The organism is Xenorhabdus kozodoii (assembly GCF_002632875.1).
Lineage (GTDB): Bacteria > Pseudomonadota > Gammaproteobacteria > Enterobacterales > Enterobacteriaceae > Xenorhabdus > Xenorhabdus kozodoii.
This window is the reverse complement of the sequence record NZ_NJCX01000017.1, coordinates 72,271-98,951: the sequence shown is the minus strand read 5'-3', so window position 1 is coordinate 98,951 and position 26,681 is coordinate 72,271. Positions and strand designations below refer to the sequence as shown.

Here is a 26,681-nt window from a genome sequence, read left to right as displayed (position 1 = left end):
CGAAGTATAAAAGGCTTTCTGTTGTGCGTCTTAGGGGGATTGATTGCTTACTGCCTTAAATTAAAGAAGCCATCACTGAAAGTTTTCTACTCAGAAGACGATTTTTCAATGACGGCTTAAGCAGAATTCGGGTTAATTAGGTTAGGAGGTTTAAGCATGTTCGTGAAATCTGGTGAATGAATATTGCATGTTGATTTACAAGGCTCCAGTGACGCCCCTGTTCTGGTATTACTTCATTCTCTTGGGACGAATTTACATCTCTGGGATCCGATGGTTTCGAGTTTAACTCAAGACTATCGTGTGTTGCGTCTGGATATGCGAGGACATGGCCTGAGTGAAGTTGGGCAGGTTCCTTTTCTTATAGAGGATCTGGCCAAAGATGTTCTCAGAGTTGCGGATTATTTTGGAATAGATGTGTTTTCGGTAGCGGGTGTCCCAATCGGTGGAGTGATCGCCCAGCATTTAGCCGACAGTGTACCTGAGCGACTCGTGTCAATGGTGCTCATTGACACCTATCTTGCACCCGCTACACAATCTATCTGGAGCACAATGGCCGATGATATCCGCAAGCGTGGCTTAGACCATCGAATTCAAGAAATCTTCTCTCGTTGGGTAACACCTGAATTTCGTGACACACCATCAGCTATAGGAATGAAACAGATGCTATGCCGCACCCCAGCAGAAGGTTATGCAGGATGCGCCGAGGCACTATCGCAGGTTAAGCCGAGGCAACCAAAGAATAAAAAAGTTCCAGTACTGGTGTTAGTCGGCGAAGATGATATTGTCGCTACACCAGCAGCCGCACAAGAAATGGCGATTGCTCGCAGTGGAAAACTAGTCGTACTGCGGGATGCTGCTCATATACCCATTTTTGAAAAATCAGATGAAATTTTGGAAGAAATGATGAACTTTCTAGCCAAAAATTTCAATCAAACTGTAAGGATGGCAACGGGTGTTTAAACATAACACCACATGCTACACTGCGGCGGTCAACGTCCAGAGTACAATCAGGCTGGCTTTACGCACCCTTTGAACCTTGTATTACTGGGAGACTGTGCTTTCACAGGCACTTTTCCACCTCTTACCAATTTATTCTGTTTATTTTTTACCCACCGCCTTGTAACAGGCCGATGCAATAAAAAAGGAGATATATACCCTATGGATTTCAAGATGCAGCACGACGGCAAGGGAATGCCCCCCAGGAGCATAGATAACTATGTGACTGGGGTGAATGAGCGCCGCCAACAAAGCGGCAACTTGAAAGACGACGGGTATAAACACGCCCACTGGTTTGCAAGCTGAAACTTGAAGTTGGATTGGTATAGCGTATTTATAGCAACAATAATTCCCACTGATAAAAATTATCCCTAACCTTACACTTCATTTAATTTGTATTAAAAACTCACCTCAAACTCCATTTGATCAATGGAGCCAACAATATTAATTTTAATTATGATTTTTCCACCATAAAAAAGCAGCATAACCTGATAATAAGGTATGCTGTTTTTTTATGACTGAATAGAACATTACCATGACATCATTTAATCACGACGCCTTATATGAAATAACTTACCCAAAATAATCAGCAATTAACTTAATATGTTCACCCTCTAATTGGCCAGATTCATTTAATAACCCAATCCACGCTTGCATATAGTCATATTTTGCCTGAGAAAGTTCACGACGGGCGGTATAGAGTTGCTGCTCGGCATTCAATATATCGACATTCACTCTTTGTCCCAATGCCACACTTTTTTGGGTTGCCTTGACTTGTAATGCGACCGCTTCCACCGCCACTTCATAGGCACGTATCCGTTTTTCGCCATTTACGCAGGCGTTATAATTGCGCCTTAGTGCATTCAGGATTTCCCCCGTCTGTGCATCCATTTCAAATTTAGTTTTGCCATAATTTGCGGCTGACTGGCGCACTGCCGCCGTGGTGCCCCCGCCATTATAGAGATCCACGGATAACCGCAATCCAATAGAATCCGTCCGGTATTTTTGGTCGATGCTGTTGTCGCTACTGGATTTATTTTCGCTATGGGAAGCATATAGCTCCAGTCTCGGCAGGTATCCCGCCCGACTACGCTCAATATCGTGATACGCCACCTCAACTTTCTGACGGGCTACAGCCAGTTGTGGGTTCTGGCGTAACGCCCGTTGTTCCCAATCCGCGTAGTGTTCTAAGTCCAGTTTGATCGTTTTGAACTGTGGGGCGTTGGATAACCGATTGACAGGCACATCGATTGGCAACGGTATGCCAACTAATAACTGCAAATCACGAATGGCGGCGTCCAACTCGTCTTGCGCCGCTAACTCATCAGCCAAAACCTGACTGTGACGTGCCTGGGTTTCCGCGACATCGGTGCGAGTACCTTCACCGGAAGAAAACAATTTCTGGTTCCGTTCCAATTGCTTCTCATAGGCTGCCCGTTGCTGGGAAACTTGTGCCAGCCGATCCTGCGCATAAGCGACAGCCACATAACGGTTCACCACCCTGACCGCCAATTGTTGGCTGTCCGCCCGAAAACGGCTATTACTCATCAAGGCATAAGCCTGACGGGTTCGATAACGCGCCCATGCCTCGAAATCAATCACGGGTTGGGTCAAAATAATCGCACCGCTATAGCTGTCATACTGCCGGTCACGGCGCTCCTTGACGATCCTGCCCCGCCGATCCAACGATTGTGAGTCCATCTTCTGCCCGTTTTTGGGGGCATTCTGGTAACTGAACGTGAGCTTAGGCAACAACTCCGCCAGCCCAAGGTTTTTTTCCTCCTGCCCCGCTTCCTGCTCTTTGATCGCCGCCTGAAACGTGGGATCGTGCTGCAATGCCAGTGCATAAGCCTCCGTTAAGGAGAGCGCACCGGCTGAACGGGGAAATAATGCCAGCAGTAAGACTGGCATCAATACAACCGACATTGGCAACAATGTTTTAGAAAATAGGGTGGATAACGGCGTCCGTTTATTAGCCATCAACATTTCCATTACTCCTCAATCAGCGAGGTAGACGCCCTGTCCATTAATGGCTTGAACAGGTAACTCAACAACGAACGCGACCCTGTTTTGACGAACACCTCAACAGGCATACCGGGTTTGATATTCAACCCGACCAGTTTCTCCATCCCTTCAGGGCTGACCCTTAATCGCATCTGGTAGTAAGGCTCTCTCGTCAGCTCATCCACCAAACGGTCAGCAGAAACCACCGTCACCTCGCCGGTGACTTTCGGCGTCCGGTTCTGGTTGAATGCGGTAAACATCAAATCAACGCCCTGCCCTACAGCCACCTTATCAATCAGGTTCACCATCAAACGCGCCTCGACTTCCAGCACACGCTGGGTTGGCAGGATCTCCATTAATTTCTCGCCGGAAGCCACCACACCGCCCTGGGTAAACACGCTTAATCCCACCACCGAACCCTCCACCGGCGCAATAATAGAGGTATGTGACAAATCAAATTGTGCCGTCTCCAGCTTATTTCTCAGCTCATTCACCAAAACCTGTACATCGGCCAATTGGCTGCGCACCTCACGTTGGTAATCCGCCTGACGCTGGATAATTCGCTGCTGCGTTTCCTGCCGCTGTTTTTCAAGCTGGCCAATTTTTCCTGTCATTTCAGCGAGATTGCCACTTAATTCATTTTGGCTACGCAGAAGTTCCAGATAGTGGTTACGGGGAAAATAGCCCTCTGCCGTCAAGGGTTGCAAATTCGTAACCTGTTCCTTAAGTGAAATTTGCTGCTGCTGTTTATTTATCAACGCATCCCGCAGCCCCTTGATTTGAAAATTCACTCCCTCTTCGGCCTGTTGCATTCCCGCCAGATCACTGCGCAACATTTCACGGCGTGATAAAAAAAGCTGTTTCTGCAAGGCCAAAATCGCGTTAATACGCGGTTCCGATTGTTGATCCCGTAGTGCAGGCGAAAAAACCAGCGTGTCCTGCCCTTGTTGCTCGGCTAACAGTCGGGCTTCGGTGGCCAATGTGGTATAAAACTGCTGTTTCAGGGAGTCAATTTGTGCATTCACCTGCACCTGACTGAGCTGAACCAAAACCTGCCCCGCTTTCACTTGCTCCCCCTCTTTCACCTGAATTTGGCTGATAATGCCATTAACCGGCGACTGTATCGTTTTGCGATTCCCATCAACCACGACAATACCCGACGAAGCCACCCCTTTATCGAGGGGCGCAAACGCGGCCCAGATGAAAAACCCTAACATGCCTATCCCAATAATCAGCCAGCCGATCCGCAAGTAACGATTTGCATCCAGCGGCAATAATTCCGATACCGCGTTTTGGGCATCCTTTGTGTTAATCTGATAGGACATCTTGACTCCCAGATTGAAATATCCCAGACATTGACATCTGGCTGGTTATGTTACGAGGCACGTTCGACCGCGTTTAATTGTGCGTTAGATAGCGCCGCCATCACTTGCCGGGAAGGGCCAAACATTTTCATTTTCCCCTGCACCAACAGCAAAATTTGGGTTGTTTGCGAGAGCAGTGAAGGCCGGTGAGTGATGACTACCACGGTTTTCCCCTGTTCCCGCAATTGTGCAATCGCATGACTTAAGGCTTTTTCGCCCACATCATCCAGGTTCGAGTTAGGTTCATCCAACACCACGAGCGATGGGTTGCCATACAGGGCGCGAGCCAAACCGATGCGCTGTTTCTGCCCACCGGACAACCCCATGCCACCGACGCCGATTAGGGTGTCATAACCCCGTTCAAGATTGAGCACCAGTTCATGGACACCGGCCTTTTTCGCCGCCTCGATGACTTTTTCAGGCTCAACCTCATTAAAACGTGCGATATTCTCTGCGATCGTGCCGCCAAACAGTTCAATCTCCTGCGGCAGATAACCGATGAATGCCCCTAATTCATCGTTGTTCCATTGGTAGATATCAGCCTCATCCAGCCGTACCACGCCTTCTTGCGCCGGCCATATCCCGACCAACAGGCGAGCCAATGTCGATTTACCCGACGCACTGGGGCCAATCACCCCCAAGACCTCACCCGCATTCAAAGTAAAATTGATATCCTGCAAGACATATGGGTGGGTTGATGATGATCCCTGTTGCGAGGTTTGTGCCTTACCCGGCGGCATGGCCGATACTTTTTCCATCAGCAATACGCCCTTCGGGGGCGGCAATGACATGCCACTCTGGCGCTCTGGTTGGGCTTTCAGTAGCGTGTCCAATCGTTGCCACGACAAGCGGGCAGCACTCCAGCTTTTCCATGCCTGTATCAACTGTTCTATCGGCGACAACGCCCTTCCCATCAAAATGGAACCGGCAATCATCATCCCTGGTGTGATATTCCCTTCAATCGCCAACCAACCGCCCAGGCCAAGGATCAACGACTGCAAGGCCATACGTACCGTTTTGGTCAGCGCCGTGATAGCGGCAGAGCGTTCACTGGCGATACGCTGAAAATTGAGGAAACGCTGATGCAGGCCAAACCAACGACGGCGTAATGCAGGCAACATGCCGAGTGCTTCAATCACTTCGGCATTGCGCAAGTTAGTGCTGGCCAAATTGGCTGAACGCAGAGAAAGCTGGCTGGCTTGCGCTAAAGGCGCTTGGGATAACCACTGGTTTAACACTGCCAGCATGATCAAAATGATCGCCCCAAATAGCGCCAGCAATCCCAAATACGGGCTGAACAGAAAAATGACGCAAAGATAGACCGGAAACCAGGGTGCATCAAAAAAGGCAAACAGGGCATTGCCGGTTAGGAACTGGCGGATGGTCGCCAGGTCATTGAGCATCTGCCCGGCATCGGTGGAACCATTTTTCAGGTTGGATTCATAGGAAGCGGTATAAACCCGCTGGTTCAGGCACATATCAAACTGACTGCCGACGCGGATCACCACCTGGCTTCGGATATATTCCAGCCCGCCCATGATGGCGAACATCCCCAACGTGATCAAGGTCAGCATCAGCAAGGTCATTTCATTACTGGAGGGCAACACTCGATCATAGACTTGCAGCATATAAATAGAGGGAACCAGCATCAGCACGTTAATGAATGCCGTAAATAATCCAAGAGTCCAGAAGACCTTGCTGCGTGCACGGATAACATCCGTGATTTCATCCTGCGGAAAGCGTAATTTCACTGCAATCCCTTTATCGTTAACTGAAAAAACAAAAATGCGTTATTGACGTGCGCCGCTGAACGTCATGACCAGTTCCCGGCCATCAATCAAGTAAGCGATCCATTGGGCGGGTTCCTGGCTAAAAAAGGCCAAACTATTGCCATCATCATCGGTCAATGTGATGCCATCTGGGGACGGATACCATCCTTTAACGGGCTGCCCAATCAACTCCGTCACACAAGCATGACTTTTCAAAGCCCAAAGTGAACCTTCGGCTAAACGGATATCGGTCAATTCAATACCGCACTGCTTATTCCCATCGGAAAGTTGCCACACGCCTTTTAATTCACCCGCGGTTGGAAGTCTCAAACTACTCGCCATACAGCCTCCTACAAAAAAGAGTGCAAAAATTATCGGAAAGATCGTTTTTAATAGAAACGATCTCGATATATAAAACCGACCACCACAACGTACAGGATCTGCCATCTTTCACTTTCCATCATGCCCATAATATTGCCGTATCCTGCGGGGCATACGGCAATATTCAATTAACGTGATGACATCAATTAAACGATGAAATCGGCTTCTGTTAACGGTTGGCCGATCACTTTCACCAGAAAATCATTGCTCACCAGAGCGCCACCAAGGCTAATCTCCAGATCGGTGACTTCGTTGACTTCATCATATGTGAGCAGCACTTCGCCAGATTGACCGGAGAAGGAATCGACAAATTTGATGTCGCCAGTACCGCCGAAATTGAATTCAGACAAATCGATCTTGTCTTCGCCAGAGATGAAATCGTGGATCCAGTCTGGATTGTCTTTCAGCGATTCTTTACCGTCCAGATAAACAAAGGTATCTTTGCCTTCACCGCCCCACAGATGATCACCGCCAAGTCCGCCATAAATGACATCATCGCCGGCGCCACCTTTCAGGATGTTATCCGCACTATTACCGACCAGAATATCATCACCGCTGCCGCCAATGGCGTTCTCAATAATGACACCACGGGCGATAGAAACGTTGCCTTTCAAGCCGCCAACATCAGAAAAAGCGCCCTCATTCAGGTTAATACGCTGATCTTGGGTAAAACCAGAGAAATCAAAGGTATCTTCACCATCGGCATCCCAGACACTGAACACCAGTTTGCTGTCCGCATCAGTGGCCGTCATGAAGTCACGGTCAGTATTGGAATTGAAACCATAGACGGTATCCCCTTTACGGGTTTCCATATTGGCGCCATACAACGCCTGAATGGCAGAGATATCATTCAGCAAAGGCGCCGATGAATAATGACTTTTGAAATCTTGGCCCGTATATTTTTCACTGAAATAACTCATGACTGTATAGGCACGAGAATCTTCGAAATATTCTGCTTTAGTGATATAGCTTGGACGCACTTTGTCAGACGCATCATAATCGGCAGGGTGTTCCAATCCTAATGCGTGTCCAATTTCATGGGTAAAAGTCTGGCGGGCATAACCATTCACATCAATGTCATTATCGACAAACGTATGGCTTTTCGCGTTATACCATGTAAACGCGTTTTTTTGTCCTTGTGGCAGAGTGGCAAAGGCATAATCCTTCATTTGGCTATAATCAAAGAAACCAAACGTGATATTCGCTTTTTTGATACTACTCACTTCGGTAAATTTAATGTTGGCAACATCAGACCAAGACTGTAAAGACAGTCTCGCGGCCTCTTTCTGTTCTTCATTAAAGGCACTGAAACCCGAAATTTTAAGCAGCGGCATGATAGCCGGTTTCGATGTCATAAAATGATATGATAATTCCAGTGTTCCAGAGGAATTAACATATTTATTCGCCCACTGATAATCCCCCCGCAAAAGCTCATCAGGCGCATTTTCTCCTAATGGATCATGCGCAACACGAATAGAGGGATCGTAATTTGGTGCGTAGGCTTTGAGAAGCGAATTAACATCCTGAACGTAACTGGAATCAGATAACCCCTTGTAGGTATACTTTTTCTTTGAGGCCATATAAATCTCCTTTAAAACAAGACAATTATCCTATAACCCGAAATTTTTATAAAAACGGGAGTAAGAGTTTTAAATTCTTTCCAAGATCCTCTCAGAAATAAAACTCCAGCATAAAATAGCGTTAGTTATTGCCGGTGTAAAAATAATTAATATATTGTTTTAGAATACATATTAAACAAATTTAGTTTATGTACTTAATTATTAATTTCTCAATGAAAATTTTTTGATAATAAAGAAACAACATAATTCAGTAAGAAATAATATCGTATTTATTTGCTGAATATTTATTTTAAGGAAGTATGATTTCTTTAGTTGTTTTGTCTTGTTTTTAACAAACAAAATGATTTTCCTACCTAACTTGAAATTAATTCCATATCCTTTATATTTCCCGTCACAATAGAACATAAAGGAAATAAAGTTCCTCCAGAAATATAATCAGCCAGATATCTGGGATAAGCGTCACTGAAATAATTTGGTTAAATGGTACGGCAGGAGATAAATAAGGTAATCAAAAAAACAGAGTAAATGCTGCCAAAAAGGCAGCATATTAACGATAATCGGGTTATATCAAAAATCCCGCTCGGCTGCATACACAGACCAGATACGGCGGACATGTACCGTGACCTCTTCACGATCGTGATACAGGTGCTTCGCCTGAATTTGTGCATTCACACCGTTTTCTTGCAACTGTTGTTCTATTTTCTGCAATATATGCGCCACTTCCTCATAACGCTTTTTCATCGGCAATTTAAGATTGAAGATGGCCTCACGACACCAGCTTTTTACCAGCCAATCCGTCATAAGTTGGGCAACCTTAGCGGGTTTTTCAACCATGTCACACACCAACCAGTAAATATTCTTCGTTGGTGGCTCAAACTTAAAGCCATCCACCCGATGATGCTTCACCTGGCCTGTATCCATCAAGCTGTCAGCCATTGGACCATTATCTATCGCATGAACGATCATGCTGCGTCTCACAAGCTGGTAAGTCCATCCTCCCGGACAAGCGCCGAGATCGACAGCATGAAGGCCGCTACTCAGACGCTCTTCCCATTCATCATAAGGAATGAAGATATGAAAGGCTTCTTCCAGTTTCAGCGTTGAACGGCTGGGTGCATCTGAAGGGAATTTCAGGCGAGGGATCCCCATATAGAAACGGGAATTATTGTTGCTATAGGAATACCCGACATAGCAACAACCGGAAGCGATGAAAAAGACATGGATCACTGGGCGACTAGGATTTTCTTTCGCCAGCAAAAGTTTTTCCTGGCGCATAGCATTACGCAGTGGAACCGTAAACTTACGGCAAAATTTCATCAACTCCTTGCTTTCATTGGTATCCGGCACTTCCACACGCAGCTCACCCGCCTTTTCGACGACACCGAACAACATGCCAATAATCGGTGTAATACGATCTTCCTGCGGCAAATCTTTCAGCAATTCGCCGACAACTAACATTTGACGGGCAAAAATCAATTCACCAAACGGAATTTCACGGATCAGACGATCGGCATCATCCGGCTGATAACACTCGAACAGTACATATCCACTGTTCTCTTTGACACGGGCGAAACCGTAAATTTCTTTTTTACCCGCTTTATCGGTAATTTCCGCCGCGCACTCTTTTTCAAAACCAGGGCGGCAATATAAAGCAACTTTATTCATGGCTAGGCGCCGATTTCCTTAGACGCAGAGCGCCAATTAATACACATAACCAACCAATGAGAAAACTGAACCCACCGATTGGTGTCAAATAAACCAGAAATTTTAGCGGTAAAAAGGCCAGACAATAAAGACTGCCACTAAATAGCACAATTCCCGCTACGAAAAAAATCCCACTCCAACCCAACGGCGCTACAGGCTGGCGCATCAGCAACGCGGCCAGCGCCATCATGGCAAGTGTATGTAGCCCTTGATATTGCAGGCCGGTATGGATCCATTCCATCTGACGCGGTGGCAGGATAGGCGCCAACAAATGTGCCCCCATCGCCCCCAATGCCACATAGAAAAAGCCACTGATCCCAACAAAAATAAGCATCGTTCGACTGCTCATCGCACAGCTCCTGTTTCTGTTTGTCAGCTATTTGGTATAGCTGCTAAGTGTGTTGGGTAATAAATCCTAACCTTGCTTGCTCAGTCGCGGCCTGGTTCAGTATCCATTTACGGAAGGCCGCGATCTTGCCCAATTCTGCCTGATTATCGTGACAAACCAAATAAAATGCATTCTTACTGACCAAAACATCATTAAATGGGCAGACAAGACGCCCGGCATCAATTTCATTTTGTGCCATAACATTATTGGCCAGCGCAACACCTTGACCATGCACAGCCGCCTGGATCACCATCGCACTATGGCTGAATATTGGCCCCTGTTGGACATTGATTTGCTGCTGCATATCAAGCTGGCGAATATAGGCTTGCCAATCCCGTCGGGAAGAATCGTGCAACAAGGTATGATTAGCAAGATCTGAGGGGGTTTTCAATGGACGATCCCCCGCCAGCAACGCGGGAGAACAGACAGGCAACAGGTATTCGGGATAAAGGCGATCGGTTCGCAGCCCCGGCCAGTGACCCCGGCCATAAAAAATCGCGACATCGACATCATCCGCCAGTTTATCTTCTTCCCGATCCACTGCCTGAATGCGAACATCAATCCCCGGAAAACTCTGGTTAAAACCCGAAAGCCGTGGCACCAGCCACTGGATCGCAAAACTGGGGGATAAACTGACCGTTAACGCCCCCTTGGCGCTGCGAGCCTGAAGTTTACGGGTTGCATCATTGATGGCGGTAAAAATCTCCTTGATATCGAGATAGTAACTTTGCCCGTCTTCCGTCAATAATAATGAGCGATTACGACGACGAAAAAGTTTCAATCCCAGAAAATCTTCCAGACTTTTCATTTGGTGACTAACAGCGGCCTGAGTCACAAATAATTCTTCTGCCGCCTTAGTAAAACTTAAATGACGGGCCGCGGCATCAAAAACGCGTAAGGCATTGAGTGGAGGCAAACGTTTAGACATGTTCGTTTCTTATATAGTAGTGATGATACCGGTAACTCTTTTCGTTCAGTTATTAGTTTTTATAATCCGAATCATTATAATTTGTCCATTGATGATATACCAGCAAATCCCTATAGTGTGCGCACTTCCTAAGCCGGAACGAAAAGTCTCTTTGTAGCGATACAGTGGAACTTTTGGCTTTGTGGTTGTGATGTTGTGTTTGCAAGTTGTCTGGGATACCAGACTTTGTAGCATAAGCTACTGTTTTTTTCACTTCCTGTACATTTACCCTGTCTGTCCATAGTGATTTTTTAATGCACCGCAATTGCGGTGCTTTTTTTCCCGCCTTTCTCCTGTAGAATCCCTCTTCTCTTGGCTAAAGAAAAAACTCATTCTTTATCACACAACGATTAAATTAGCACCGTTTATGAAAGCCTTTGACTCAGAAAAATTCCGTCAGCAATTTCCTGCTTTGCAACAATCCACGACATTTCTGGACAGTGCAGCGACAGCATTAAAACCGACATGTATGATTGAATCCACCACGCATTATTACCAACAGCACAGTGCGACAGTACACCGCAGCCAGCATGCCACTGCACAAGCCATGACTGCACGTTATGAGCAAGCCCGTTTACTGGTGGCGGAATTGATCAATGCGCCCTTGCCGGAAGCGATCATCTGGACAAAGGGTACAACCGAGTCCATTAATCTGGTTGCCCAAAGTTATTTACGTCCACGTTTGAACGCAGGCGATGAAATTATAGTCAGCGAGCAGGAACACCACTCCAATCTGCTGCCGTGGCTGATCCTTGCGCAACAAACGGGCGCCAAAGTCGTTAAATGGCCGATTGGCAAGCGACGCCAGCCGGAAATCGAAACCCTGGCAAAGCTATTGAATGAAAAAAGCCGCTTAGTTGCCATCAGCCAAATGTCTAACGTGACCGGTGCCGCAGTCGATTTGGCTCAAATCACCGCACTCGCCCACCGATATGATTGCCGCGTTCTGGTTGATGGTGCCCAAGGTATTGTCCACGCACCTGTCAATGTGCAGCAACTGGATATCGATTTTTATGCCTTCTCTGCCCATAAGCTTTATGGCCCAAATGGATTGGGAGTGCTGTATGGCAAAAGTGAATTGCTGAATGCGATGTCTCCGTGGCATGGCGGTGGCAAGATGCTGACTCAAGTTTCATTTGATGGTTTTATACCGGAAGCAGTACCTTATCGCTTTGAAGCAGGAACACCCAATGTTGCAGGTGTGATCGGCTTTGCAGCAACTCTGGAGTGGATGAAAACCATTGATATCCAACTCGCCGAATCTCATGCAATCGCCCTGACAGATTACGTTGAACAGCAACTCAGCGCGCTGGCGGGTTTTATCAGTTACCGTGTGGCAGATTCCAGTTTACTGGCTTTCAATATCGCTGGAATACACCATAGTGATTTAGCGACGCTGATTGCAGAACAAAATATCGCCCTGCGTTCAGGCCAACATTGCGCCCAGCCATTGCTGGATGCCCTTGGGATCAGCGGCTGTCTGCGCGTTTCGTTTATGCCTTATAATAACCAGCAAGATGCGGATAGACTGATCAGCGCCGTGAAATTTGCGTTGTCGCTGCTGGATGAGTGATATTTTCCTGTTATTTTAGGTATTAACCCGGCGGCAGTTTACATTGTCATATCATCTAGATTTCATGCGGCTTTTAGCTACATAAATTCTGATCTAAATACCCTGCGGGTTAATAGTTCATTTGTGCTACAGAGTATTAATACACAGCAAGCATATAATAAAAACCATGCTATCAAAACTTGACAATCAAGACGGTAGCTTATTAGGCGAAGCCAATTAAATATATGTGGATTTTCTTCGTGGGTTGTTCCAAAATCATTCTAATATCATAACTACATGGATGATGTAAAAATGAAAAATCCTTACTGCACAGTCGATGAATTGGGATTTCCAAAATTTGATGCATTTGACTTTATAAGGTATAAATTTTTACCTGATAACCCTAGATTTGTAACAGGAGAAAGTTATTTATGGGCGTATAAAGCAGCTTATTTGCAATATAATAAAGATTTAATAATTAAATATGCACATGAAGCTAAAATACCAGTACTTCTGCTGGCTGGTGTTGCTGTTGCTGAGGCAGGGGGAAAGCCAGATAGAATTAAAGCATATGGTGTTTTGCAGGTAAGACAAATTTTTAACGATACATTTAATGGTGACAATAAAAAATCAAATGCAACATCAGTTGGCGTGCTAGCTATTCAATTAAGAGCCGCTGCTGAAACATTAGGAATAGACCCATCAACATTGACAACGACACAACAACTTCAACTTGCTAATTGTTTACTAACAGATGATTTCAATATAAGAGTATCTGCCTTTCATTTAAGAGATTTAATATTTCATGATTATCCTGACATAAAAGATACAAGTGTGTTAACTGATGAACAAATAATATTGGCAGGCTCTAGATATAATCGAGGAACAGCTAGGGACAAAAAGGATTTTTTAAAATCCATATATTCACCGAGCAACTTAAAAGAGAGGAATTACAGTTCATATGGAAGAAGAATATTAGAAAAGAAAAAATCAATATATATGATATTAGGAGTTAATGGTGATCTGTAAAATCAAATACATCATTTATTATTTATTTTGTTTGTTAATTATATATTCTTTTTCTTTTTTTGAAGAAGAAATATATATTGATGGAATGGAAATAAAAAATGCGTGTGTAGCTCATCGTGCGTTCGTAGCTGATGACACAAGAGATGTCTCCGCCCCTGTGACTGCTTTGTTTATACTTCCTCTGCTATTCAAAACAATAAAAATTAAGTTTAAATCGTTAAAAATGAACATCATGTTGATATCATTGATTATGTATTGGGCATGGCGTTTTTTTATAAGAATAATACTTTGTTAACCCCTCTAAAATATTCAGAGGGGATATAATATTAATATATCCTATCTTCCCAAAAACTATATCCAGAAGTTCCAGCAACATGATGCTCCCAAGTTATACTGGCATATTTTATAGATATCATTTCTTCTGGCTGATGGTTATCATGATTTATAGAATGAGGATAATTAACATTCATTCTTTCTATAAATGCTTTTATTAATTTAACGGAGTAATATAATTCATTCCCTCCAGTTACGGAGGTTCTATAAAATAAAAACTGAATTTCAAGCTCTTCATTATTAGAGATAGCTACACCAAGTAATGGAGAGGATTTGTCTATTGGCTTTATGAATGAAACAGGACGGTGATTAACATTACTCATTCTTGTTATTTCATGTTCAAAGGAAAGAATTAACACCTCATCTTCATGACCTGTTTGATATTTATTACCTATGGAATCAAAGGTAGAGCAACCAGCAGATATCAAACCTTGCTTCTTCCCTTTTATCGTTGCATATATTAAATTAGCCACACAATTTCCTTGATTAATATAATACCCTCATTTTAAAGAGAATTAATTATACAAAATCATTTCACTATAAAGGTATCTAAAGAATATTAACTGCCTAAGTTAATTTGTTATACTGTCTGGCTACCCAATTACTTGGACTATATGACTATTCATAATTATGACCACAAACCTACTGCAAGATAAATAACCCATGACACAACTCTCAGACACTATCCTTGCTCCGCATCCATTCGGAACAGAAATTACGCAACAGCAACTTATTGAAAACTTTCAGCAATGCAAATTGTGGGAAGATCGTTATCGGCAGCTTATCGGCCTGGCCAGAAAGCTGCCTCCTTTGGCAGATGAATTGAAACAACAAACTATCGAACGATCCGGCTGTGAAAATCGCGTCTGGTTAGGGCATCAACGGCTTTCAGACGGTCGGTTGCATTTTTATGGTGATAGCGAAGGCCGTATTGTCAAAGGATTATTGGCAATTCTGCTGACCGCCGTGGAAGGCAAAACACCAGAGCAGGTTGTGCAAACACCGTTGGCCGAGCTATTTCAACAACTCGGCCTGGAACAGCAACTCAGTGGCTCAAGGCTCAATGGCGTGAAATCCCTGATCAAGACCATTCAGGAAATCGCTAACAGCGAGACGGATTAGATCCGGTTAAAGCGTATTTTCCCGCTCCGCTTTGGCCACCAGCTTTTTTAACGCGTGGGATACAGCAACAAAACCAAAGGTCGCCGTAACCATCGTTGCGGCACCAAAACCCGAAGCGCAATCCATTCGTTTAGACCCCTCCGCTGTACTTTTAGCCGCACAAACTGTACCGTCAGATTGCGGATAAACTAACTGCTCTGTTGAAAAAACACAGTCAATACCCAATTTGCCCTTGCCGTTTTTCACTACACGATAATCCGACTTTAAGCGCTCTTTCAATTTCGCCGCCAAGGGATCTTGCACCGTTTTCGCTAAATCCACCACCTGGATCTGGGTAGGATCAAGTTGCCCGCCGGCTCCGCCGGTTGTCACAACCGGAATTTTATAGCGTCGGCAATAAGCCAATAGCGCCGCTTTGGGCCGTATGCTATCAATGGCATCAATAACATAACTGAACTCTGTGGACATCAATTCGGTCACATTATCAGGGGTGACAAAATCATCAATACAAGTGACCTGACATTCAGGATTGATCGCCCGTATCCGCTCAGCGATGACTTCCGTTTTTGGCAACCCCACATTCTGTACCAACGTGTGCAACTGCCGGTTGGTATTGGTGATACAAACATCATCCATATCAATCAGCGTAATAGCACCGATACCTGTACGCGCCAGTGCTTCTGCTGCCCATGAACCTACACCGCCAATTCCCACGACACAAACATGTGAACGGGCAAATAATGAAAGCGCTTTCTGACCATATAACCGAGCCGTGCCAGCAAAACGCTGAAGATAAGCATCAGAGAGAGAAACTTGCATTGCTAAATACATCCTGCCTAAAACCTACCTCTATTGAGATAGGTTATTGATTGTGTGAATTGAGGGGGATCTTACTGGTTTGCCGCCAAAAAACCAGATGATGCTTTCTTTAATACCCAAACACGGCCATAGTGATTATAAAAACCCGCCATTTCTCCCGCTTTCTCCCCAACACCGTGATAAATATCGAAATGATTTCCTTTTATAGCGCCACCCACATCCAGCGCTACCATGAGATGCATCCGATACTGACCCGTAAATTTGCCTTTTTCATCCAGTACCGGGACTTCTGCCAGCAACGCGGTTCCAGGCGGGATCAATGACTTGTCAGACGCTACCGATGCTTTTGCAACTAGGGGCACCGCGCTGGCTCCCCTCACAAGGGTATGGGGTTCAGGTTTAAAGAAAACAAATGAAGGGTTCTGCTCCAGCAATTCTCTCACTTCGGCTTCGCTGTGCTGTTCTCCCCACTGACGGATGGCTTTCATGGACATTTTTTCGCTCGGCACTTCTCCACGATCGATCAGTACCTTACCAATACTGCGGTAAGCATGCCCATTTTTTCCGCCATAGCCAAAAAAGGTCAATGGACGCCCATCACCAAAATCAACATAACCACTCCCTTGTACTTCCATCATGAAATTATCCATCAGGGAGTTGCTGTAGCCGATAATAAATTTCTTATTCAGGGCGCCCCGGTATATCTCAGCGCGACTTGGCAAACGGGAACGTAGGTGAGTGGGCATACGATACAGTGGATATTTAAATTCTCCCTGTCGGGTATATCGTGCTTGCAGAACCGGCGTGTAATAACCGGTAAACTTCACATTACCGTATTTATCTTCACCTTCCATCTGATAAGCCAGCAAACCGAACTCATTTAAATCACGGGTATTACCCCCGGTGAGCATCCAGTTTTCAATTGCTGTAAAGAGTTCACGGTTATTGTCATAAAGGCGAGGGGAGGCTTTACTGATATAGTTAACTTGGGTGACAAAGTCCCTGGCATTAACCGGCGATCCTTCGGCATTCGGCGTATTAACCAACTGGAGGTTTTGGGTAATTCGCCCATCCTTATACTGCTGTGCCTGATCAGTTGGCCGAAATTGACATCCCGATACTAACGAAATGACCAATCCAACTAACAGATATTTACCCCAAACGTTCATATTAATGCCTTATCTTTAGCCGTCACTTACTCGAATCGCGAACAATATCAAACACTCAGACATAATGAAATGTGGTTAGAAAAAAATAGCTTACCGTTTCAACCCACCCAATCGAGCAAAAACAAAACGATTAGACTATTTTTAAATCAAAAAACAAACAAATTTAGTCAATCACAATAAAAAAACTTGCAACTGCTTCGTTCCAGAGTATAGTGTGCCGACATCGAACGCGGGGTGGAGCAGCCTGGTAGCTCGTCGGGCTCATAACCCGAAGGTCGTCGGTTCAAATCCGGCCCCCGCAACCAGTTCGATTGGCAGTCATTATCAGTGACATGCCCTGGCAGTAAAAAATGCTATCATTTAGTATTTGCATTCTTGACAGATAGTCAAAATTCGCAGATAGACGGACGCGGGGTGGAGCAGCCTGGTAGCTCGTCGGGCTCATAACCCGAAGGTCGTCGGTTCAAATCCGGCCCCCGCAACCAATTTGAATAGATATCATCGTCGATACGATGTAGTTGTTCTGATAGCAGAACAAGATGCCAGCAAAAAAATAGGTAAGTAAAATATGGCAGTCGATAGTGCCATTATTTAATGTTTGTATTCATATTTGATGCAAACAGACGGACGCGGGGTGGAGCAGCCTGGTAGCTCGTCGGGCTCATAACCCGAAGGTCGTCGGTTCAAATCCGGCCCCCGCAACCAATTTTACTTTATATCTTATTCTTCAACCTCGCCTTGGTTTTTATTTCCTACCCTGTTTTTCATCCCCTTATTACCGAATATTCCCTTATTTTGAAATCAGTATTTAAACATTATTTAAAGCCGGTTTAAAAATTATAAAGCCAATAACTCTTGTTGTTTTATATACCAATCGCCTTTCAAGATGCGTCTTATATCTCCCCGCGTAGCGGGGAGATATAAACACTCTCGTTGGTTTGCAAACGGCAACTTGAAGTTAGATTGGTATAAACAGTCAATACAGGCTGGCCTTGACTTAATATGTTTCGCGGCGGATAACTCACCGCCGTGCCAGTTCTGCCCCATTTTTGAAATACGCCTTAATTCCCGCAAAAATAGATTCTGCCACTTGTTGCTGGAATTTTGCTGTCTTAAGTTTGCGCTCTTCTTCCAGATTACTAATAAACGCCGTTTCAACCAAAATAGAAGGAATATCTGGGGCTTTCAATACCGCAAATCCCGCCTGATCAACGCTATTTTTATGCAGCTTATTGATTTTACCCAGCCGCTTGAGTACTTCACCACCAAATTTCAAGCTATCGTTGATCGTCGCGGTTTGGATCAAATCCAACATAGTGTGATCCAAATACTTATCGCCACTTTTGCTGACGCCACCAATTAAATCAGCCTCATTCTGGGTTTGGGCGAGAAAACGGGCTGTATTACTGGTAGCGCCCTTGGTTGAAAGCGCAAACACAGACGACCCCCGCGCAGAACGGTTGGTAAAAGCATCCGCATGAATCGAAACAAAGAGATCAGCCCGCATTTTACGCGCTTTCGCCACTCTCACCGTTAAGGGGATGAACACATCTTCATTGCGAGTCATATAAACTTTCATGCCCGGCTCACGTTTGATAAGCGCCTGTAAACGACGGGCAATTTGCAGCACGACATCTTTTTCACGGGTTTTATGTTTACCGATCGCCCCAGAATCTTCACCACCATGACCAGGGTCGAGCATAATCACAATCGGCCTGTCTTTGCCGGCCTTACCAGACTTAGGTGTCTGTGCGGGCAAATGTTGTTCTAAATTTCCACTGTTGTACTCTTCAAGCAGGGCCAATAAAGGATCATCAGCCACATTGGCGGCTTTTTTCGGATACAGATCGAGTACCAAACGGTGTTTAAACTTGGCAACTGGCGGTAATGTAAAAATACGTGGGGCAACAGGCTGTTTGATTTCAAAGACTAAACGCACCGTTTTAGGATTAAATTGCCCTGCCCGCACTAATTTTAAGTAAGGGTCACGCCGCTGAACTTGTGCCCCCATACCACTCAAAATGCTATTAAGCTGGATACCCTGCAAATCAATGACAATACGATCAGGGTTTGAAAGCGAAAATTGGCGATATTTCAGTGGAATATTCGACTCCAGCGCCACTCTGGTATAGCTTGAGGCAGGCCAAATACGCACAGCGATGACTTTTGAAGTCGCTGCATAACCTATTGGGCTGACGCTTAACAGCCATACAGCGGCGGCACCTTTCAGCAGGCGACGACGTGAAGTATTAGGGCCTGAATGACTCATCATTTATTCCATTTAAAAACAACCAAACGCAGTAATCTTTACCAAATACAAAAATCAGGCAGGAACTCTAATTAATTAGCGAACTGCTGTCATCAAAAAAAACATTTTTGCTCACCTAATTTATTTATACCAATATAAATAATAACGTTATTTTTATCCATGTTTCCTCTTGCCATTTCCACTCAAAAAGAATAAAAATACAAAAAATACGAATAAAAATTCATTCGGAGAGGGTTTTATGAAAGAACGCAGTACCGAATTAGTTGAGGTCTTCCGTCACTCGGTGCCGTATATCAATGCACATCGAGGTAAAACCTTTGTCATTATGCTGGGCGGTGAAGCCATCGCCCATGAGAATTTCACTAATATCGTCAACGACATTGGGTTACTGCATAATCTGGGCATTCGTTTAATTGTTGTTTATGGTGCCCGTCCACAAATTGAACAGAATATTACTGAACACCATTGCCAATCGGTTTACCACAAGCACACCAGAGTGACCGATGCCAAGACACTGGATTTAGTCAAACAGGCAGCCGGCCTATTGCAACTGGAGATCACCGCGCGTCTTTCCATGAGCTTAAACAACACTCCGTTACAAGGCGCCAATATTAGTGTTGTCAGTGGAAACTTTGTCATCGCCCAACCGTTGGGAATCGATGACGGCGTTGATTATTGTCATAGTGGCAGGGTCCGCCGCATTGATGAAAAAGCAATCACGCAACAACTGGATAACGGTGCCATTGTGTTGATTGGCCCAGTAGCTGTTTCCGTTACCGGGGAAAGTTTCAACCTGACTTCCGAAGAAATTGCAACCCAGTTGGCGATCAAATTAAAAGCAGAAAAATTAATTGGATTTTGCTCATTTCAAGGCGTACTTGACACAGAAGGCAATGCCTTGTCAGAGATGTTTCCCAATGAAGGGGAAGTCCACCTGCATGAATTGGAAAACGCCGGTGATTATTATTCAGGCACTGTCCGTTTCTTAAGGGGCGCGATCAAAGCCTGCCGCCGTGGTGTTCGCCGCAGCCACTTAATCAGTTATCAGGAAAATGGTTCGTTGATCCAAGAACTCTTTTCCCGCGAAGGTATCGGTACGCAAATAGTCATGGAGCGTTCCGAACAGATACGCCGTGCCAATATCAATGACATTGGCGGCATTCTTGAACTGATTCGTCCCTTGGAGCAACAAGGCATTTTGGTACGCCGTTCACGTGAGCAACTGGAAATGGAGATTGATAACTTCACCTTGATAGAACTCGATAATGTGGCTATCGCCTGCGCTGCCTTGTACTCCTATCCTAATGAAAAAATAGGCGAAATGGCTTGTGTTGCTGTGCACCCAGACTACCGAAATTCTTCCAGAGGCGAAATCCTGCTAAATTCAATTTCCAGTCAGGCGAAACAAGAAGGGTTGGAAAAACTTTTTGTGCTCACAACCCGCAGTATTCACTGGTTTCAGGAGAAAGGCTTTGAGCCAGCAGAAATAGAGATGTTGCCCGTGGAAAAACAGGCGCTATATAACTACCAGCGCCGTTCCAAAATTTTGATGCTGGATTTACAGGCTTAGTGGCTGACCCGCCCTATCGGGCGGGCTTCTCATGCTGCTTGTGCCTAAGTTTGCCGGCGTTAATCATCTTTCCTTGTGATTACGGGTTGAACCAATCAGCCAACCCGCTTCTGCGCTGTGTTGCCGTAGTCACAGCCTTATCCAAAACGGGTTTATTGGCATAAATCGTCAATTTTTCTCTGGCTCGTGTCAGTGCGGTGTACACCAATTCCCGACTGACTATCGGTGAATATTGGGTTGGTAACACCAAGGCCGTATGCTCAAATTCAGATCCCTGAGATTTATGTACCGTCATCACATAAGCTGTTTCATGTTGAGGTAATCGACTCGGCTGAAATCCTTTAATCTGCCCATCAGACAACTGAAAATAGGCTTTCAGCTCATTGTCCTGATCCTTGAGCATAATCCCGATATCCCCGTTAAACAGCCCAAGCGTGCTGTCATTACGCAAGATCATGATAGGGCGCCCGACATAACCACGGTTCTCCATATTTCTGGACAGGATAATCGCGCCTTTTCTGTGCAGTAATTGTTCCACTCGCTGATTCAGTCCCGCCACCCCAAAAGGCCCTTCCCTTAACGCACACAGCAACCGAAAACGGTTAAACTCCGCCAAAATGGCTTCTTCCGGCGCCCGCTTATTGGCCATTGCCAGATATTGGTAGTAGCCAGCCGCCGTTTCCGCTAACAGACGCTGATAATCTTCATCCGCTAAAAGTGGGTAAAAATCAACATCAGGAAAGGACTGGTTCAATACCGTCGCGACGCCCGCGCGATCTCCTTGATTCACCGCCGATGCCAATTGCCCAATACCGGAAGCGGAATTGAAGCGATAGCTTTTGCGCAGCAGGCACAGGCAATCCCGCACCGCCGGAACACTTTCATCGGAATGTGAAGTCGATGGCGCGGAATAGGCGGTTAACTGACATCCGGTCAATCGCCCCAATTGTTCGGCACGCTTGGCGCTATAACCCTGTTCGGCGAAACGGCAAATATCGCCCAATACCGCTCCGGCTTCAACCGAGGCGAGCTGGTCTTTATCCCCCAGAAAAATCACTTTCGCCCGTGCCGGCAAAGCATCAATCAAGTGAGCCATCATGGGTAAATCCACCATTGAGGCTTCATCAATGATCAAGACATCAAGGGACAGCGGATTATTACGTCCATAACGCAGTTTCTGGCTATCGGGTTGCGCCCCCAGTAAACGATGAATAGTTTGTGCCTGCTCTGGAATGCTATGCCACTGCTCTGGCGTCAAATCCAGTTTCTTGACCGCTTCCCTGAGCGATTCCGTTAATCTTGCCGCCGCCTTGCCGGTGGGCGCAGCCAATTGGATATTTAATTTTTTTTCTTCATGCAGCTTGATTAGGGCGGCCAATAACTTAGCTACCGTCGTGGTCTTACCGGTGCCTGGTCCACCAGAGATCACAGAAATACGGCTCGTTACCGCCACGGCCGCCGCAACTTTCTGCCAGTCGATTTTCTCTCCGCAAGTGACACCAAAAAGCGCATCTAAAATACGACGTAACTGAATTTCATCAACAACCGTTTGATCACCGGCAGTTTGGGAAAACGTATCGACTAACGCCACAGCCGCAAAAAAGTCTGCCACCCGCCGTTCACTTTGCCACATGCGTTGCAAATATAGGCGATACCCCGTTTCCCTGTGATGGGTCAGGATCATCGGTGTTGGCGCCCCTCCCGTGCTTACCGCCGGGCATGTCTGCAAAACAGCCAGAATTTGCCGTTGATCGGGTTCCCCTGCCAAAGACCAAAGCGATGCCGCTAACTCAGGCTGCCGGCCTTCAAAAAAATATTTTGGCGAAATTCGCGCCAACGGCAAACAGACATGCCCCGCGCCGGATTCCGCGCTTAACAAGGCCGTCACTAACAGCAGCAGCGGGTTTTCATCCTCAATCATCGCGTAAGCAAATTGCACATCCAAAGGGCGCAGTAGCTTTTGGCTCACTGCTTGTTGCAATAATGACATCATGGCATTCATACGCTTTGTTCCTCACCCACAGCACTAAAAAGCGTATCCAGTTCATCAATAAATTCAAAGGGGGGCAAATAGTGGTAAATACCATGCGCTGGATTATCCCTATCAATACCACGCAGAAACAGGTAAATCACGCCACCAAAGTGGCGGCGATAATCATAGTGGGCTAACCGATGACGCAAGTAACGATGCAGGGCCAGGGTATAAAGCTGATATTGAAAATCGTAACGATGTTCTATCATGGCGCTTGCCATCGCTGCTTGCGTATAGGACTGGCTATTCTCACCCAGCCAGTTTGATTTGTAATCCACGAGGTAAAACTGATCTTGCCAGCAAAAAACCAAATCAATAAAACCTCTTAACATGCCTTTGACTTGCTGAAAGGACAAAGGGGCACATTGTGCAGACAGTGGGTCATAACGACGGATCAGCGCATCCATTTCCTTTGCATGCAATAACTTATCTACTGGCAGGTAAAACTGCATTTCACTTTGCTGGAGATGGCGAGGCACATCGGCCAGTGTCATGCCTTGCTCATTCAGTTCTGCCCGCAAAATATCCTCTACCCACCGTTCCAATACAGGCGCCCAATTTTCATCAAATCCTGATGCCGTTAGTTTTTCGGTTAACCACGCCGGGTCTGGGGGATGGCCGAAATCCAGATCCTCTAAGATACTGTGCAGGAATGTCCCGGCAGATGCCCCGCGTGGAAACGTATGTGGCGTCATCTGTAATGATTGTTCTCCTTGTTTTTCACCACGCGCATCAATATCCAGCTTCGGAGAAATAGATTGCACAATCACATCAACGGATTCCCCAAATGCGCCGGTATAAGGGGAGGAAGCAGAATATCGTAACCCCGAATAACTCGTCACCCGCCAGTCATCCCGCACACGACGCCGCAATTTTCTGGCTTCCAGCGACAAAATATTTTCGTCTTGTGAACACCATTGTGATTCCGTGGCATCCCTCACTTGCGTTATCTCTATGCTGTCATCACAAAGTTCATTTAAGCTGTTAACCAACAGTTCGGCATCACCTTTTTGTCCCTTTTGCAGCAGATAGCCAAGGGCAGACAGGTGCAAATCCGTCTCGCCTGATTTCCCCCGATTCCCTTTGATAAGCGGGGCTACGCCAACGCTACAGTGATAAATCGAGCGGGTTAATGCGACGTAGAGCAAACGTAAATCTTCCGCTAAGCGTTCCTCGTCAGCCAGCTCCAGGGCGGCTTTTAATGTTTCATCATCATGGGCAATATTGAGATGAGCCTCAAAGTTATGGCGGTCGTGATAAACAGCCTGCTTCTGCTTCCTGTAACCACAAACAAAGGGCAAACACACCAATGGATACTCCAGCCCCTTAGACTTATGAATGGTACAGATCTGCACCCGATGCCGATCACTCTCCAGTCGCAGTTGCTGGTTTTCTGATTGCGGATTAGGGCGTGAAATTTGTTGTGCCAGCCAGCGGGTAATGGCATGTTCGCTATCCAACTGCTGGGAAGCCTCTTGCAACAATTCACCAATGTGCATGACATCGGTTAACCGACGTTCACCGTCATCACCTGCCAACAGATTTTCTGCTATCCGATATTTCACCATGACTGCCCGCAACATGGGCAATACGCCACGAGTCCGCCATAAACGGGCATAACCATCAAACTCATCAACCAGACGATCCCACGCCGTTTCATCGTTATTCAACTGATCAATTTGTTGTGCACTCAAACCAAATAAACTGCTGGCCAATGCACTTCTCAATTCGCGCACTTTTTCCGGTGCCAATACGGCCTGTAACAACCACAGCAAATCTTTCGCTTCTGGCGTATCAAACACACTTTCTCGATTAGAAAGATAAACCGACGGAATTTTAAGCTCATTCAACTCCTTACGGATCAGCGCAGCTTCCCGACGATCACGCACTAACACTGTAATATCTGTCGCCATCACCGGACGACTTTCGGCCGTTAGTTTATTTTTTGCCTGAGATAAGAGCGCCTTCCCTTCTTGCCCTGCCTGCAACCAATCCCGTATTTGGGCAGCACACTGTCGTGCCATGATTTGCTCATATTCCCCTTTGGAAACCCCCTCACCGGGCTGTAACCAAAACCGCAAAGCGGCTTGATCCTCGCCGTGCAAAGAAAAGCTCAGGCCATCATTTTTCTCTGCGGCAGAGACGCGAATAAAGGGGATTTGTGCAAACAAAAACGGGTGTGGCGGGCGGGAAAACAACTTATTGGCCGCTTGCACCATGGGGGCGGAAGAGCGCCAATTCGTTTCCAGCGTGTAATGGGCTTTAACGTTAGAACGGGCACGAATGTAGGTGAAAATATCTGCCCCGCGAAACGCATAAATCGCCTGTTTGGGATCGCCAATAAAGAATAAGCCCGTTTCGTTTTCCGGCCGTTCATTTTCGGATTGATGGCCATATATGGCCTGAAAAATGCGATATTGTTGTGGGTCGGTATCCTGAAACTCATCGATCATTGCGACGGGATAGCGTTGCCGAATGGTTGCTGCAAGCTGCTCCCCTCCTGCACGCCGCAAGGCACTGTCTAAATGGGTCAGCAGGTCATCAAAACCCATGTAGCCACGGACCCGTTTTTCTTGGTTAACCGATTGGCGGATTTCAACAATCGCTTTAGGGAGGAGGATATCTTTCAATGTCAACGGGTGTTGATATAAACCGTCAATGGCGGCAAACAGTGCGTGCTGCGGCGCTTCCCCTTTTTTGGTCTTTTCTGATAAGCGTGACTGACAAAATTTATCCAGATCTTTAGGCAGCAGGTAATCCTGCGTGGGGGATTTAGCCCATTCAGAAACACTGTGCAACCAATTAGGTAAATGCTTTTTGCTGTAGCTGCGCTTATCAACACCGGAATGAGTGATCAGCCCTTCTAACTCAGAAGCCGCGTCATTCCACTGGCGTTTTATTGCATCAATCTGCTCAATGATTTTCTGGTGACGGCTAAACAGCGTTTCATCACCATCAGGGGCATTGACGATATATGGCATATCCCCATGCAAATAGTCCGAAATATCTTTCAACAATGCATCCGGTCCACTCCATAGCCGGCTGACTTCCGTCGCGATGGGCAGTGGCAGGGGATAACAGTGACGCCGCCAAAAATCGGCGCAGCCTTGTTTACGTAACTGGCTTTCATCCTGGATTAAGGTTTGATCAAACAGTACACCGGATTCAAACGCGTTGTGCACCAACATGCGCTGGCAAAAACCGTGGATAGTATAAATCGCCGCTTCATCCATCTGGCGTTCCGCGGCTAATAGCCAACTGGCCGCGCGTTCTTTGTCAGGAATTTCAGCCAGTAATTGCTGATAGATCGGATCGCTATCCGCTGTTCCTTGCCGGATACACGCCAAGCGAAGTTGATGGATATTTTCGCGGATACGTCCACGCAGCTCATCTGTCGCCGCTTGCGTAAACGTAACAACCAAGATCTCCTCAACATTCAGCGGGCGGGAAAAGGCGGCAGTGCCGCCTAATCCGAGTAACAGCCGGAGATACAATAAGCCTATCGTATAAGTCTTTCCCGTCCCTGCGGAGGCTTCGATCAGCCGCTGACCATACAGCGGCAATGTTAACGGGTTAAGTTTATGAGACTGTATCATTGGATGATCTTGCATCTGACGGCCTGACATTTCATCT

Annotated in this window: 20 protein-coding genes, 3 tRNA genes and 1 pseudogene; 10 read left to right on the top strand and 14 right to left on the bottom strand. The window is 46.0% G+C overall.

Annotated features, from left to right (window positions below):
• Both Xkoz_RS12730 and Xkoz_RS12725 read left to right on the top strand, forming a co-directional pair.
• Positions 1-120 (top strand): annotated as a pseudogene (locus Xkoz_RS12730) (IS982 family transposase); the annotation flags it as partial.
• 63 nt (positions 121-183) lie between these two features.
• Positions 184-960 (top strand): alpha/beta fold hydrolase, encoded by a 777-nt coding sequence (locus Xkoz_RS12725; RefSeq protein ID WP_167386587.1) that lies wholly within the window; start codon positions 184-186, stop codon positions 958-960.
• A gap of 609 nt (positions 961-1,569) precedes the next feature.
• Here Xkoz_RS12725 and Xkoz_RS12720 read toward each other — a convergent pair.
• From Xkoz_RS12720 to Xkoz_RS12680, 8 genes are all read right to left on the bottom strand, one after another.
• Positions 1,570-2,976: a TolC family outer membrane protein gene (locus Xkoz_RS12720; RefSeq protein ID WP_099142523.1), complete on the bottom strand. Its 1,407-nt coding sequence runs from the start codon at positions 2,974-2,976 to the stop codon at positions 1,570-1,572.
• Between the two features lie 11 nt (positions 2,977-2,987).
• Entirely contained in the window at positions 2,988-4,325 is a 1,338-nt protein-coding gene (locus tag Xkoz_RS12715) for an HlyD family type I secretion periplasmic adaptor subunit (RefSeq protein ID WP_099142514.1), read from the bottom strand.
• A 50-nt stretch (positions 4,326-4,375) separates the two neighbouring features.
• Positions 4,376-6,115 carry a type I secretion system permease/ATPase gene (locus Xkoz_RS12710; protein ID WP_099142513.1) on the bottom strand — a complete coding sequence of 580 codons (1,740 nt, stop codon included), beginning with the start codon at positions 6,113-6,115 and terminating at the stop codon, positions 4,376-4,378.
• A gap of 39 nt (positions 6,116-6,154) precedes the next feature.
• Positions 6,155-6,475 carry an AprI/Inh family metalloprotease inhibitor gene (locus Xkoz_RS12705; RefSeq protein ID WP_099142512.1) on the bottom strand — a complete coding sequence of 107 codons (321 nt, stop codon included), beginning with the start codon at positions 6,473-6,475 and terminating at the stop codon, positions 6,155-6,157.
• Positions 6,476-6,660: 185 nt separating this feature from the next.
• A complete protein-coding gene (locus Xkoz_RS12700; RefSeq protein ID WP_099142511.1) occupies positions 6,661-8,094 on the bottom strand; it encodes a serralysin family metalloprotease in 1,434 nt (477 codons plus the stop codon).
• A gap of 567 nt (positions 8,095-8,661) precedes the next feature.
• Positions 8,662-9,759: a 23S rRNA (cytidine(2498)-2'-O)-methyltransferase RlmM gene (gene rlmM / locus Xkoz_RS12690; protein WP_099142509.1), complete on the bottom strand. Its 1,098-nt coding sequence runs from the start codon at positions 9,757-9,759 to the stop codon at positions 8,662-8,664.
• Positions 9,752-10,147, bottom strand: a complete 396-nt coding sequence (locus tag Xkoz_RS12685; protein ID WP_099142508.1) for a DUF423 domain-containing protein — start codon at positions 10,145-10,147, stop codon at positions 9,752-9,754. The genes rlmM and Xkoz_RS12685 overlap by 8 nt, the downstream gene beginning before the upstream one ends.
• 43 nt (positions 10,148-10,190) lie before the next feature.
• Positions 10,191-11,114, bottom strand: a complete 924-nt coding sequence (locus Xkoz_RS12680; RefSeq protein WP_099142507.1) for a transcriptional regulator GcvA — start codon at positions 11,112-11,114, stop codon at positions 10,191-10,193.
• Between the two features lie 406 nt (positions 11,115-11,520).
• On the opposite strand from Xkoz_RS12680, the gene csdA reads away from it, so the two are divergent.
• The 3 genes from csdA to Xkoz_RS12665 all read left to right on the top strand — a co-directional run bounded on the left by csdA (position 11,521) and on the right by Xkoz_RS12665 (position 14,029).
• Complete coding sequence (csdA, locus tag Xkoz_RS12675) at positions 11,521-12,726, top strand: cysteine desulfurase CsdA (protein ID WP_099142506.1); 1,206 nt, start codon at positions 11,521-11,523, stop codon at positions 12,724-12,726.
• A gap of 291 nt (positions 12,727-13,017) precedes the next feature.
• A complete protein-coding gene (locus Xkoz_RS12670; protein WP_099142505.1) occupies positions 13,018-13,734 on the top strand; it encodes a hypothetical protein in 717 nt (238 codons plus the stop codon).
• Entirely contained in the window at positions 13,721-14,029 is a 309-nt protein-coding gene (locus tag Xkoz_RS12665) for a DUF2645 family protein (RefSeq protein WP_099142504.1), read from the top strand. Before Xkoz_RS12670 ends, Xkoz_RS12665 begins: the two co-directional genes overlap by 14 nt.
• Before the next feature lie 31 nt (positions 14,030-14,060).
• On the opposite strand, the gene Xkoz_RS12660 is transcribed toward Xkoz_RS12665, so the two are convergent.
• Positions 14,061-14,540: an Hcp family type VI secretion system effector gene (locus Xkoz_RS12660; protein ID WP_099142503.1), complete on the bottom strand. Its 480-nt coding sequence runs from the start codon at positions 14,538-14,540 to the stop codon at positions 14,061-14,063.
• 190 nt (positions 14,541-14,730) lie between these two features.
• On the opposite strand from Xkoz_RS12660, the gene csdE reads away from it, so the two are divergent.
• On the top strand, positions 14,731-15,189 hold the full coding sequence (csdE, locus tag Xkoz_RS12655) for a cysteine desulfurase sulfur acceptor subunit CsdE (RefSeq protein WP_099142502.1): 459 nt from the start codon (positions 14,731-14,733) through the stop codon (positions 15,187-15,189).
• A gap of 6 nt (positions 15,190-15,195) precedes the next feature.
• Here the strand turns inward: csdE and tcdA are convergent, their stop codons facing one another.
• Both tcdA and mltA read right to left on the bottom strand, forming a co-directional pair.
• Positions 15,196-16,008, bottom strand: a complete 813-nt coding sequence (gene tcdA, locus Xkoz_RS12650; RefSeq protein WP_099142501.1) for a tRNA cyclic N6-threonylcarbamoyladenosine(37) synthase TcdA — start codon at positions 16,006-16,008, stop codon at positions 15,196-15,198.
• A 71-nt stretch (positions 16,009-16,079) separates the two neighbouring features.
• Positions 16,080-17,177, bottom strand: coding sequence for a murein transglycosylase A (mltA, locus tag Xkoz_RS12645; RefSeq protein ID WP_099142500.1), 1,098 nt, complete (start codon positions 17,175-17,177; stop codon positions 16,080-16,082).
• A gap of 228 nt (positions 17,178-17,405) precedes the next feature.
• Between mltA and Xkoz_RS12640 the strand changes: the two genes are divergently transcribed.
• The 3 genes from Xkoz_RS12640 (at position 17,406) to Xkoz_RS12630 (ending at position 17,882) form a co-directional block, all read left to right on the top strand.
• Positions 17,406-17,482 (top strand) — tRNA-Met (locus Xkoz_RS12640).
• A gap of 103 nt (positions 17,483-17,585) precedes the next feature.
• A tRNA-Met gene (locus Xkoz_RS12635) sits at positions 17,586-17,662 on the top strand.
• Between the two features lie 143 nt (positions 17,663-17,805).
• Positions 17,806-17,882 (top strand) — tRNA-Met (locus Xkoz_RS12630).
• 316 nt (positions 17,883-18,198) lie between these two features.
• Here the strand turns inward: Xkoz_RS12630 and amiC are convergent.
• Positions 18,199-19,446, bottom strand: coding sequence for an N-acetylmuramoyl-L-alanine amidase AmiC (gene amiC / locus Xkoz_RS12625; RefSeq protein ID WP_099142499.1), 1,248 nt, complete (start codon positions 19,444-19,446; stop codon positions 18,199-18,201).
• Between the two features lie 238 nt (positions 19,447-19,684).
• Between amiC and argA the strand changes: the two genes are divergently transcribed.
• A complete protein-coding gene (argA, locus tag Xkoz_RS12620; RefSeq protein ID WP_099142498.1) occupies positions 19,685-21,016 on the top strand; it encodes an amino-acid N-acetyltransferase in 1,332 nt (443 codons plus the stop codon).
• A gap of 79 nt (positions 21,017-21,095) precedes the next feature.
• Here the strand turns inward: argA and recD are convergent, their stop codons facing one another.
• Together recD and recB are read right to left on the bottom strand one after the other, a co-directional pair.
• Positions 21,096-23,009: an exodeoxyribonuclease V subunit alpha gene (gene recD / locus Xkoz_RS12615; protein ID WP_208615264.1), complete on the bottom strand. Its 1,914-nt coding sequence runs from the start codon at positions 23,007-23,009 to the stop codon at positions 21,096-21,098.
• 5 nt (positions 23,010-23,014) lie between these two features.
• Positions 23,015-26,644, bottom strand: a complete 3,630-nt coding sequence (gene recB / locus Xkoz_RS12610) for an exodeoxyribonuclease V subunit beta (protein ID WP_208615263.1) — start codon at positions 26,642-26,644, stop codon at positions 23,015-23,017.
• Between the last annotated feature and the right edge of the window lie 37 nt (positions 26,645-26,681).

Excerpts from the sequence above, each read along its gene's own strand:
- Xkoz_RS12715 (WP_099142514.1), bottom strand. The coding sequence starts at position 4,325 with ATGTCCTATCAGATTAACACAAAGGATGCCCAAAACGCGGTATCGGAA.
- Xkoz_RS12685 (WP_099142508.1), bottom strand. The coding sequence starts at position 10,147 with ATGAGCAGTCGAACGATGCTTATTTTTGTTGGGATCAGTGGCTTTTTC.
- amiC (WP_099142499.1), bottom strand. The coding sequence starts at position 19,446 with ATGAGTCATTCAGGCCCTAATACTTCACGTCGTCGCCTGCTGAAAGGT.
- rlmM (WP_099142509.1), bottom strand. The coding sequence starts at position 9,759 with ATGAATAAAGTTGCTTTATATTGCCGCCCTGGTTTTGAAAAAGAGTGC.
- tcdA (WP_099142501.1), bottom strand. The coding sequence starts at position 16,008 with ATGCAAGTTTCTCTCTCTGATGCTTATCTTCAGCGTTTTGCTGGCACG.
- recB (WP_208615263.1), bottom strand. The coding sequence starts at position 26,644 with ATGATACAGTCTCATAAACTTAACCCGTTAACATTGCCGCTGTATGGT.
- Xkoz_RS12705 (WP_099142512.1), bottom strand. The coding sequence starts at position 6,475 with ATGGCGAGTAGTTTGAGACTTCCAACCGCGGGTGAATTAAAAGGCGTG.
- csdA (WP_099142506.1), top strand. The coding sequence starts at position 11,521 with ATGAAAGCCTTTGACTCAGAAAAATTCCGTCAGCAATTTCCTGCTTTG.
- Xkoz_RS12700 (WP_099142511.1), bottom strand. The coding sequence starts at position 8,094 with ATGGCCTCAAAGAAAAAGTATACCTACAAGGGGTTATCTGATTCCAGT.
- Xkoz_RS12680 (WP_099142507.1), bottom strand. The coding sequence starts at position 11,114 with ATGTCTAAACGTTTGCCTCCACTCAATGCCTTACGCGTTTTTGATGCC.
- Xkoz_RS12665 (WP_099142504.1), top strand. The coding sequence starts at position 13,721 with ATGGTGATCTGTAAAATCAAATACATCATTTATTATTTATTTTGTTTG.
- Xkoz_RS12720 (WP_099142523.1), bottom strand. The coding sequence starts at position 2,976 with ATGGCTAATAAACGGACGCCGTTATCCACCCTATTTTCTAAAACATTG.
- csdE (WP_099142502.1), top strand. The coding sequence starts at position 14,731 with ATGACACAACTCTCAGACACTATCCTTGCTCCGCATCCATTCGGAACA.
- argA (WP_099142498.1), top strand. The coding sequence starts at position 19,685 with ATGAAAGAACGCAGTACCGAATTAGTTGAGGTCTTCCGTCACTCGGTG.
- recD (WP_208615264.1), bottom strand. The coding sequence starts at position 23,009 with ATGATGTCATTATTGCAACAAGCAGTGAGCCAAAAGCTACTGCGCCCT.
- Xkoz_RS12670 (WP_099142505.1), top strand. The coding sequence starts at position 13,018 with ATGAAAAATCCTTACTGCACAGTCGATGAATTGGGATTTCCAAAATTT.
- mltA (WP_099142500.1), bottom strand. The coding sequence starts at position 17,177 with ATGAACGTTTGGGGTAAATATCTGTTAGTTGGATTGGTCATTTCGTTA.